This window comes from Microbulbifer mixtoriginis (SeqCode), assembly GCF_052466695.1.
Map to the genome: position 1 here is coordinate 4,428,705 of NZ_CP174285.1, position 11,468 is coordinate 4,440,172.

At 49.8% G+C, this 11,468-nt stretch carries 6 protein-coding genes; 3 read left to right on the forward strand and 3 right to left on the reverse strand.

The annotated features are described in order from the left end of the window. Positions 1-17: 17 nt before the first annotated feature. Together ACJJI0_RS19395 and ACJJI0_RS19400 are read left to right on the forward strand one after the other, a co-directional pair. Positions 18-842, forward strand: a complete 825-nt coding sequence (locus ACJJI0_RS19395) for a sulfite exporter TauE/SafE family protein (RefSeq protein WP_444883846.1) — start codon at positions 18-20, stop codon at positions 840-842. 133 nt (positions 843-975) lie between these two features. Continuing rightward, positions 976-1,800, forward strand: coding sequence for a sulfite exporter TauE/SafE family protein (locus ACJJI0_RS19400; protein WP_444883847.1), 825 nt, complete (start codon positions 976-978; stop codon positions 1,798-1,800). Between the two features lie 137 nt (positions 1,801-1,937). Here ACJJI0_RS19400 and ACJJI0_RS19405 read toward each other — a convergent pair whose 3' ends face one another. Beyond that, on the reverse strand, positions 1,938-3,719 hold the full coding sequence (locus ACJJI0_RS19405; RefSeq protein WP_444883848.1) for a peptide MFS transporter: 1,782 nt from the start codon (positions 3,717-3,719) through the stop codon (positions 1,938-1,940). Positions 3,720-3,960: 241 nt separating this feature from the next. On the opposite strand from ACJJI0_RS19405, the gene ACJJI0_RS19410 reads away from it, so the two are divergent. Then, the gene (locus tag ACJJI0_RS19410) at positions 3,961-5,094 is read left to right on the forward strand and encodes a tetratricopeptide repeat protein (protein ID WP_444883849.1); all 1,134 of its coding nucleotides are present in this window, start codon (positions 3,961-3,963) and stop codon (positions 5,092-5,094) included. A gap of 126 nt (positions 5,095-5,220) precedes the next feature. Here the strand turns inward: ACJJI0_RS19410 and ACJJI0_RS19415 are convergent, their stop codons facing one another. Then, positions 5,221-7,932 carry a TonB-dependent receptor plug domain-containing protein gene (locus ACJJI0_RS19415; RefSeq protein WP_444883850.1) on the reverse strand — a complete coding sequence of 904 codons (2,712 nt, stop codon included), beginning with the start codon at positions 7,930-7,932 and terminating at the stop codon, positions 5,221-5,223. A 529-nt stretch (positions 7,933-8,461) separates the two neighbouring features. Next, positions 8,462-11,455, reverse strand: a complete 2,994-nt coding sequence (locus ACJJI0_RS19420) for a TonB-dependent receptor plug domain-containing protein (RefSeq protein WP_444883851.1) — start codon at positions 11,453-11,455, stop codon at positions 8,462-8,464. Positions 11,456-11,468: the final 13 nt, after the last annotated feature.

Consider the following 11,468-nt stretch of genomic DNA (forward strand, 5'->3'; position numbering starts at 1 on the left):
TAAAGGATAGAGACTGGATGGAAACCTTACTTATTTACTTGTTGGTGGGGGCTGCGGCAGGGACTATTGCCGGCCTCTTTGGGGTGGGCGGTGGTTTAATCATCGTGCCGGCCCTAGTGCTGGTTTTTACTGCCATGGGTATCTCCCCGGATATCCTTACTCATATGGCGGTGGGGACATCTCTCGCAACCATCATCATTACTTCTATCAGCTCAGTGCGCGCACATAATAAAAAAGGTGCGGTGGACTGGCACTTGTTTGGAATGATGACTCCGGGGATTCTTATTGGCTCCTGGTTTGGCGGAATGACAGCAGATTGGCTGTCTGGGGCCTGGTTACAGCTGTTAATCGGTGTCTTTGCCATCGTTATTGCCATTCGCATGTGGCTGAGTGGCTTGCGGCACAGTGGGGCGGAGGAGGGTGCCGGTATTTTACCAGCAGCCCCCATATTAGCTGGCGCAGGTGCAGTGATTGGTTGGGTTTCGGCAATCTTTGGTATTGGTGGTGGTTCGCTCACCGTGCCATTTCTGTCCCGTTGCAAGGTGCGGATGCAGAGAGCCGTTGCTACATCCGCAGCTTGCGGTTTGCCCATCGCCATTGCGGGAGCTCTCAGCTTTGCGGTGCAGGGTTGGGGCAACACTCTACTGCCAGGCTGGAGCAGTGGATTTATCTACTGGCCTGCCTTTTTGGGGATTGTTGCGACCAGTACGATCTTTGCTCGCTTCGGCGCTAATCTGGCCCACCGCCTACCGGCAAAGTGGTTGAAGCATGGATTTGCAGTGTTGCTTTGCGTTATTGGTGGACGTTTCATTTGGCTGAATAGCGGCTTACTGGCTCTGTGAAGTAAGGTTGCTCAGGTCATATTGATCTGAGCTTTTGGCAAAGCGCAGTTAGGGGGTGAGTGCTTTGTACCTTCTCTGTTGCCCACAACCCATCCTAGTCCCACAGGGGTGGCTAAACTGAAGCAACATGGAAATGTTGCTTATTTATTTGTTACTCGGTGCTGTTGCAGGTACCGCGGCAGGCCTCTTGGGGATTGGTGGGGGGCTGATCATTGTTCCTGCTCTGGTACTGATCTTTTCCGCGACGGGTATTTCTCCCGAAGTGCTGACCCATATGGCTGTGGGTACCTCTCTAGCAACCATTGTTATTACTTCAATAAGCTCGGTATGGGCTCACAATGCCAAGGGCGCCGTCGACTGGCATCTTTTCTGGGTTATGACCCCTGGGATACTGGTGGGATCTTGGTTGGGCGGCGTGACTGCGGACCTATTGCCTGGAGCCTGGCTACAACTCCTGATTGGTGTCTTCGCCATAATTATGGCTGTGCGTATGGGCGTGAGTGGCTTGCGCGCAGCCTCCCAGAAGGAGAGTGATGACCGCTTACCTGGCTCACTCCCGCTGATTTGTTCGGGGGGGGTAATTGGTTGGCTCGCGGCCATTTTTGGTATTGGCGGGGGGGCGCTGATTGTCCCCTATCTGTCGCACTTTGCTGTCAAAATGCAGCGGGCAGTGGGTACCTCAGCGGCTTTTGGTTTGCCTATTGCCATCTCTGGTTCGCTGAGCTTTGTTGTCCAGGGGTGGGGTAATAACTTATTGCCGGACTGGAGCAGTGGTTACATCTATTGGCCGGCTTTTTTAGGGATTGTTCTTACCAGCGTGCTCTTTGCCAAGCTTGGGGCTAACCTGGCGCATAAGATATCTGCCGAGCGATTGAAACTCTGTTTTGCCTTATTGCTCTGCATAATCGGGATTCGATTTATTTGGCAAAATTTCAATCTGTTAGTGGGGCTGAGCTAGAGCTACTTTCTAACTTATTAGTGCTCGATAGGTGACGAAGAGGGCTTCTTCATTTATTTGTGTTTGAGGGGTGGGATATCAGAAATAAAAAAAGCCACTGTAAAAACAGCGGCTTTTTGCTGTGATGATGGTTTCCCTTAGCGGATACCACACATCCCTTTTTTCAATAACGGTGAGATAACAATCATCAGTACACCGACACCCAGGCCCCACCACATTAGATACTCATACAGGTTGGTATAAGTCGCCAGAGTGGAGGCGAGATCAGTTGCTCCATCCTGGGGAACAGCTGCCATCTTACCGATACGGGTTGCAACGGTTTCTGACAGAGCTGTTGCCAGGAACCAAGTGCCCATACTCACACTGACCACTTTGCCAATGGACAGCTTGGTCACGGCAGACAGACCAACAGGGGAGAGGCACAGCTCACCAGAGGTGTGCAACAGGTAGGCGAGCACCAGCCAGATCATTGCCACTTTACCGGCCTCTGTGGGGTATGCAGCACCTAGCACCAAGGCGCCGAAGCCCAAGCCAGCTTGGATAATGCCCAAACCGAATTTCACCGGTGTACTTGGTTCCCATCCGCGCTTGCCCAGCCAAACCCACAGGGTGGCGAAGGGAATGGCCAGCAGCATGATAAAGCCCGCGTTGAGTGAGCCAAACATGGAGGCGCGTACTTCACCGTCGCCGATGGAGCGGTCCAGTACACGGTCTGCATACAGGGTCATAGAACCTGCGGACTGTTCGAACAATGCCCAGAAGACGATAGTAGAAGTAATAAGGACCATCAGTACTACGGTGCGTGAGAACTCCTCACTATAGTGGCGGACAAAGCCGTAGCCAATAAAGGCTACCAGAGCCAGCAACATGCCGCCCAACCACAGGTCGTCGCCATTGAAGGCCCAAATCAGGCCAAGGCCGGCAGAGAGAGCTGCCATACCAATGGCGACAACATCTTTACTCTTATTGTCTTTGTACAGCATGGAGAACAGGATCAGGCCGACGATTGCGACGATCAAGAGGCTGTTCTGAGCCAGGTGCACCATGGGCTCACTCTGTACCAGGTACCAAACCAAACCAAGAGACAGGATGGCGCCGAGGTAAACAGCCCACTCTTTATTGATCGGACCCAGCGCCTTTTCTTTCAGTACTTCCGGACGGCTTGGTTCTGCCAGGCCGTCAAGGTACTTCTGGCCCCAAACAAAGGTGATCAGGCCGAAGACCATACCGATACCGGCAAGACCAAATCCATAGCCCCAACCGTAAGTTTCTCCCAGCCAACCGCACAGCAGAGTGGCAATAAAGGAGCCTACGTTGATGCCCATATAGAAGATGGTAAAGCCGGCATCGCGGCGGGAATCATTTTTCGGATAGAGTTGGCCGACAATGGTGGAAATATTGGGCTTCAAGAAGCCGACTCCCACGGTGATCAGCGCCAGGGCCATAAAGAAGACTTTGAGGGCCACCACATCCTGAATAATTACGTTTTCAGTCAGGGTGGTCCCTGCCGCAATCACGCTGCCATCATTCAAAGTAATGGCTTCTGAAAGAACTGTACCTGCCGCATAGGAGATAGCCTGATGGCCTTCCACAGCCATTAACAAGTGGCCTAGACACAGCAGTACACCGCCAAATAGTACGGCCTTGCGCATACCCAGGTAGCGGTCGGCCAGTAGGCCACCGATCAGGGGCAGGGCGTATACCAAGCCGGCATAGGCGCCGAGTACGTCGTAACCCGCGCTATCGGTAAAAAGGTGATACTTGGTGAGGTAGAGTAGGAGCAAGTACTTCATCCCATAGAAGGAGAATCGCTCCCACAGCTCTGTAGCAAAACAGATATAGAGCCCTTTCGGGTGGCCGAGCAATTCGCCCGAGCTCGGAGAGGCCGCCGTTGTGACGTCCGCGACATTAGAAGACATAGAAGTTCCTCTGTCTGTAATAGTTATTGGGGAACCTCCGCTAGCCACTCTCCCGGAATAAGGGGCGGGATTGATTGGGCTGCTTCCAGAGCTTCCAGTACAGCGGACAGAGTTTACCAGCTGACTAAATTACAGGCGAACCGTTGTGGAACAATTTAGAGAAATGGTAATCGGGTGCTTCCATTGCAGTGTGATAAGTGGTAAATCCTGCGTAACATGGAATTTTAAGGGGAAAATAACAATGAAAACCCTATTGCTGCTAAGTCTGCTCCTGTTCTTGAATGCATGTGCGAGGCTACCGTCTGGTCATCTTCAGTCTATTGACTTGGATAATGCCTTAAGCGGTGAGGCTTTGCTGGGCAGAGCGGTCTCCCTGGGGGAGTTGCCGCAAGAAGATCTTCTGGGGTTAGACTCAGATATACGCGCTTATTTGAAAGAGTTAGCTCCAAATGCCAGCCCACAACGTCGTTTGGCGGCCCTGATACGGGCCTTTGAGCAGCGCGACTTCACTGTGGAGTATGATGAAAGCGCTACCTTAACAGCCATGGAAACCTATCGACAGGCACGGGGTAACTGTTTAGCTTTCACACTGATGATGGTGGCGATGGCCAGGGAATTAGGGGCTGAGGCTTCCTTCAATCAGGTAGAAGTGCCTCCCGTCTGGAGCCACGATGAGGCCGAGACCTTCATCGTTTACCGACACGTGAATATGGTATCGGAAAGCTCGCGCGGCCGCCGCGTAGTCGATTTCAACCTTGCCGCTTATGAACCCGCTTACGATCAGCATATCCTGGATGACACAACGGCCTTTGCTCTCTACTACAGTAATCGCGGAGTTGAGTTGATGCGTGAAGGGGAGAGAGAGCAAGCCTTTTTATATCTGCGCAAGGCGCTGGAGCTGCGTCCACAGAGAAGCGATTTATGGGCCAATTTGGGAGCCATGTACAGCCACTTCGGCTTTCTAATCGAGGCGCAGCATAGTTACCAGCAAGCCCTGCATTTAGAAAGCAGCAACCTCGTTGCAATCAGCAATCTGGAGCGCCTCTACCGATACAACGACCAGCAAGCACTTGCCGATGAATATGCCAAGCGTGCCCGCTACCACCGGGAACGCAATCCCTATTATCTCTTCTACCAGGCACGGGATGCCTATGAGCAGGGCGACTTTAAGCGTGCCGAACATCGTTTGCGCAAGGCTGTATCGCGTTATGAGGGTGATCATCGCTTCCACTTCTTACTCGGGTTGGCCAGATATCAGCTTGGGGAAATGGCAGCATCAAGAAAGAGTTTTGAAGAGGCTTTCTCGCTGGTGACTAGTCCCTCAACAGTCAACGCCTATCAGAGAAAATTACACCTGATAATGCAGAACGATTAAGAACTTCTGCTACTTGTAATTAAATGTTAAGTACAAGTGCGTACTAAATTTAAATGCTTAATCGCTAAATAAAGAAAGGGGCCAGATTGGCCCCTTTCTTATTTATTGACTTGCGAGATTCGCTAATTAAAACTGGTAAGTAACACCAGCCCAGGCATAGCGGCCCTGATAGTCGTAAGTACTATTTGTATCGAAACTAACAGCACTATGGATGGAGGTGTAAGATGGCTCGCGATCGGTTACGTTGTCGATCCCCGCAGTTAAGCGCATAGCCTCACTAACATCCCAGCCTGCCTTGAGGTTCAGGTAAGTGTGAGAGGGCATATCTAACTCTTCACTATGGCCATCCCCGATGTACTGAATGTCGGCACCGAAGTCCCAGTTATCGGCGTACCAGGTTGCGCTGGCTAGGCCACGCCACTTGGTATAAGTACCACCTGTAGTGCCAATGTAGTCAAGGTAATCAGTAGTGCTACCTGTTTGGGTATTATGCTCTTCGTATTCAAGCAGGTGCGTAGCCTGAGCACGTAGTGCTAATTTACCAGCGTCATAGTGGAAGTTTTGTACTACATCGATATCAATCCCACTGGTATTGATCTCACCAACATTCATTTTTGCGCCGTTAATGTCGATGATCTCATTATTATTCAGGCGAGTGATATAGTTGCAGGCAGCCTCTTTGCCCTCGTTACGGTAACAATCGTCCAGTATTTGCTGGAGATCAGGAGACTGGATTGCGTCCTCAACTTTTATATTGAAGTAATCCAAAGTGATGGATAAATCTTCAGTAAATGCTGGGGTCCACACAACTCCTGCCGTAAAGCTGGTTGATTCTTCAGGTTGCAAATCAGCGTTGCCGCCAATATTAACGGGAATTTGCTTACTTGCTTGCACTAAAGTGTCGGAAACATTTTGTGAATCACAGTTAGCCCCTCGACCTTTAGAATTAACGTCTTTGTTAGTGGCGCAAGGGTCTGTTAGTGATGGGTAACTCTGAGCGGTACCGCTATAAAGTTCATAGATGCCTGGCGCACGGAAAGCGGTAGAAATACTGGAACGGAAGCGTAGGTTTTCCGTCGGTGCGTAAACTGCACCAACTTTGTAAGTTGCTTGGCCGCCAAAAGTATCGTAGTCGGAGTAGCGAATAGCTGCATCAACAGAGAGTTCATCGGCATACTTGGCTCCAGACAGGATTGGCAGGTTAAACTCTGCAAATACCTCAGTAACTGCGAAGTCACCGGAAGTTGCTTCCTGCTTGTTGCCAAAAGTATCACCACTTTGGGTTTCTTCACTTGGATTGAACTCGCCAGACTCTTTGCGGTATTCAACACCGGAAGCAAAACCTAAAGCACCACCTTGGAACTGAATGGCTTCGATGTCGCCAGTCAAGCTAGCGCCGAAGTTAAGCATCTCATATTCATTGTCTTCACGGTCGATGTAGCCGATATAGTTGGCCACTTCATCACTGATGCCACCGAAGAACTGAATATCCTCCTCATCAATACCACTGGTACCATCGAGAATCTCCTGCAGCTTTGTTTTGCTGATGGAGTTAGCCATGGTGTTTTCACCTTCATTTTTGCCATAGCTTAAGAAGGTGTCCCAGCCCCAGCCATTAGTCAGATCACCACGTGCTCCAGCAAGAAAACGGTAGGTTTCTGTTTTCTGTTCTGAGTCACGGGTTCCTGTGGCTACAGGACGTAGATAGAAAGAGGATACACCGTTGGCCCAAGGCTCCAAAGGCTCGCTACCTACGGGGTTGGCAGTCCATTCAGCGTGTGCGGCTTCATATGCGGCTAGGAGCTCTTCATAATCCTCATTGTCGTCTTGCCATATTTGTTTAAGCTGCGACTGAATCTCACTGGGAAGATCGTCTGTGGTCAAGGCTAAACCGCCACCAGTAGATAGTGGCTGTGCTGCCAATTGTTGGTTAGTGGTCTTTACAGTGTAGGAACCTTCGCCGTAAAGCTCGATAGAGTCGGTGAGAGAGAAAGAGCCGCTTCCTGACAAGCTGGTGCGTTCCATAGCACCAGACAACCACATATACTGACCAATATCATATGATGTGTAATCGCCGATTTTTTCAGCATTGTCATCAATAGTGTAATATTTATCACCATAGCTGGTAACAATTGTGCCTGTGACAGAGCTAGCACTTGTTAATCCCGCCCAGTCTCGGTCTTTATAGGTAATTTCATCACGCTTGCTATGGTTTAGATTACCGATAAATTGGCCACGATCGAATTCCTTGCCAAAGGTAATGGACAGCTCGCCATTCTCACCGCCGCCAGCTTCTGTGGCGCCTGCACGGGCGTTAACGCGAACACCATCGAAAGAATCTTTCATAACGACGTTGATCACACCGGCTACCGCGTCTGAACCGTATACGGCAGAGGCGCCATCGGTCAGAACTTCGATACGGTCGATCATATCTACCGGGATATTGTTCATATCTACCGCAGAGCTTACGCCAGAGCTGGAGGATACAAAACGACGACCATTCACCAGTACCAAGGTACGGGCAGAGCCCAGGTTACGTAGGTCCACAAATGACAGACCACCACCGCCGTTGTTGTCGTTGGCGTTGATACCGGTAGTACCCATGGAAGGAAGCTGGTTGAGCAGCTCATCAATGGTGCCTACGCCAGAACGCTGGATAGCTTCAGAGTCAACCAGGGTAATGGGGCCGGTAGTGGATAGTGGGTCACGAGCAATGCGGGAACCAGTAACAACTACTTCCTCAACCTCTGGTCCGGGAATAGATTCCTGGGCGAAAACGCCAGAGCTGGCGATGGTGCCCAGTGCTGCAATGGCAACGCTCAGTTTGGTCTTGATCATAGTGGAACCTTTTTATACTTAAGGTGCTTTTATGGCTATAAGTTTTAATTAAGATAACCTGTCAAATATGACTTTAAATGAAAATCCTGCAATATGGAACTATTGTGAAAGCTTACTAGTCCGACTTAGCATGAATTGACAGCATCAGCCACTGATCATTTTGGCTGAATTTTGATCTTGTTAGGCTCGATATATCGCTTTGTGGTTGTTTTTTGTAAGTTCGTTGCTCTCCCTGGCTTATCGCTAATAAATTAATTTTTTTAAGATTAATCTTGACCAGCCAGATGTAAGTCATGTTTGTGTAAGTACATTACATTGTTAATTGAGGTTGGCAGGTGGCTAGCTAAGTTCTGTTTTGTTCAGTTAGTGGGGTTTAGGGAGGGGGCTTTCATCTAGATGAGTGGTGATGCAGCAGTTTACTAGTTGAGTGGCTAACTGGTACATGTGGGAAAAAAAAAGCCCCGCAAAAGCGGGGCTTTTCATCTAAGCCTTGGGGGCTTAGTACTAACTGTACACAGTTATCAGGAAATTAGAATTCCTGAGAGAGGCGCAGATAGTAGGAACGGCCGAACAAGCGGTAGACGGAGGGGTCAGTGCTTGCGTTGAAGCCTGCATCAATATACGGAGGTTCTTCGTTGGTCAGGTTAGTGATACCGAAAGAAACGCGTGTATTAGTTTGGGAGAAATTATACGAAGCCGCTAAGTCGTGATACAGCTGGTAGTCAATTTTCTGGGTGTAATCAGAGTATGAAGCATCCGCTTTAATACCGCTGATGTATTCACCTAGATAAGAGACTGAAAGGTCATTCCAGTACCAGTTTACGGCATAGTTAGCTTTGTCTTCTGCGTAGGTCTCTGAATCGGAGTTCATTGTACCAACGTAGTCTTCGGTATCTGCTCCAGCAAAGGCCACACGGCTGTTTTCCAGCTGGCGAACCCACAGTAAAGAGGTTTCGAAGCGGCCAAAGTCTGTATCGAAACCGTAGCGAATCTCAGTATCTACACCCTTTGCAGTCAGAGAGGCCACATTGAGGTAGGTATCTTCAAGGTATGCAATGCTGTAATCATTATTGCGGACAATCAATGAACAAGCATCGGAGTTTCCGTTCTGATAGCAATCATCCAGAATGAACTGAGCGCCAAGATTATCGATCATGTCGTCGAGTTCGGTCTGCCAGTAATCCAGGGTAAGAGACATATCACCGTAGGGGAGTTCAGGCGTCCATACAAAACCAACGGTAAATGTATCACCAGTTTCTGGATCGAGGTTCTGGTTGCCACCTACACGCGCCAGTACTTGAGTGTCAGTCTGAGGTGCGGTTTGGGCACAGCCGGGAGAGTTACCAACATTGGCAGAGTTACAAGGGTCATCATATGAGGGGAAGGAGTCGGTTACGCCGCGATAGAGTTCTATGATGCTCGGAGCACGGAATACTTCACCCTGAGTGGCTCGGAATTTTAGACCATCGATAATCTGAGCTTCCAGGCCAACTTGATAAACAGTGTTAGCGCCGAAGGTGCTGTAGTCATCCCAGCGAACCCCTAAGGTCATGTCGAGAGACTGAGTACCATTGTCGTACAGAGGGGCAAAGAATTCTGCAAACAAGGAGTTAACATTGTAACCACCTTCAGTTCCGGCCCCAGTATTACCTGTTACTTCATCAGCTACTTTCGCTGAATCTGGCTGGTAGGCGTAATGTTCGCGACGATACTCATAACCAAATGCGGAGCCCAAGGTACCTGCTGGCAGTTCGAACAAATCGCCAGTAATTGAGGCCATGAATTGATCTTGCTCGGTAGTGGTCTTGTCGACGACTACAGTGCCCACATACGCCAGCATCTCGTCAGTGAGTGAGCCAGCACCACCAAACAAATCGATTGGTACACAGCCCTCAATCAGAGTTTGTGGGTTGTTAATATCTGTATAGCATTCTGGAGTCCCATCTCCGTCAAGGTCGGCGGAAGGACCCATTGCTTTAGATAGATTAGGGCCATAAAACTGACCGAAATCCTGATCTGATCGTTGGCGGTATCCCTTGTTGTAGCTAACTTCCCAGTCCCACTCTTGGATAGAGCCGGTCAGGCCAGCGATGGCTTGGAATTGAGAAATTTCCTGCTCGAAACGACGGTCGGATTCAACTACCCGGCGGCGAGCATCGATAATGGGCATGTCAAAAGGATTGTAAAAGTTATCCTCAGAGATACCGATATAGGATGAGGCTTCAACCTCTCGGCCGGCACTTTGGTCGTCAGTGTAAACCCAGTTTGGATCGTCATCGGTACCAACATTCACTTCGCGAAGAGGATTTCCGGTGAGAGGGTCAACTAGAGTATAGAAGCCATTGTAGCCTGGGTCGCCGCCTGAAGCGTAAGGTTGAGGAGCAAGCTGCTGTGCTGAAGTGCGTAGATTTGCGCGGAACTCAGAGTAGAACTTGACGTTATCTGTAAGATCGAAGTTAGCTTCAGTAAAGATATTCACTCGCTCATAAGGAGTCTGAATATAGTTTACCGGGGCATAATTATAGGTACGGCCGTCAAACTCAACGACGCCATTGCCCGCATTCATAAATACGTCGGCATGATTAAAGGTAGGATTACCTTGGGAGGCTACAAACTTGCTGTTTGCAACAAGATCGCCATCATCGTTAGTTATGTAATTAATATTTCCTGCGTGATCCACTAATCGAGCTGTATTAGCGGTACCATCCCCATTGAGGTCAAAGAATCTCTGAGTCAAATTGCCTCGCTGCAGGCGACCTTCAGGGATACGGGAGGAGCCAAGGGGGAAGCCACTGGTTGCCCCATTTGCCTCAAACTCGTCACCATCCAGAATGTAGTATGAATTCTGGAAGTAATCCCAGGGTACATCTGACTGGTAAATTTCTTTCTGCTTAACGTACTCAGCCCCGAAGACAACGTTGCCGCCATCAAATGACTTGCCGGCAAGGAAGCTAAAGGACTGCTGACCACCAGCATCAGCTTCAAATGAGTCAGAGGACTGAATGTCGAGTTGAACCCCTTCAAAGTCCTTTTTGGTGATAATGTTGACAACACCGGCAACGGCGTCAGCGCCATAGGCTGCAGATGCACCATCTTTGAGGATTTCAACACGCTCGATCATCGCCGCAGGGATGGTTTGGTAGTCACCACCATCAACGGTGCGTTTGCCATTAACCAGGGTTAAAGTGCGAACTACGCCCAGGCCTCTCAGGTCAACGTTTACTGCACCAGAACCGCCGTTGTTAGTGGTAGTACCAATTGGGGAACCAGACATGGCGGGCAAGCGTTGTAGCAGGTCGCCAACGTCAGTAATGCCGGTAGCCTGCATATCTTCTGCAGTAAGTACAGTAACCGGGCTGGAGCTGTCCAGGTCAGCACGCTTAATGCGCGATCCGGTTACGATTACTTCTTCTACCATTTCCGCGTCTTCTTGGGCGAAAGCTGGCATAGTCGGAACCATGATCGCTGCCACGGTGAGGCCCAGCGCCCCTTTTACGGCTGCGGATAGGAGGTTCTTTTTCATTGTCAATCCTCTC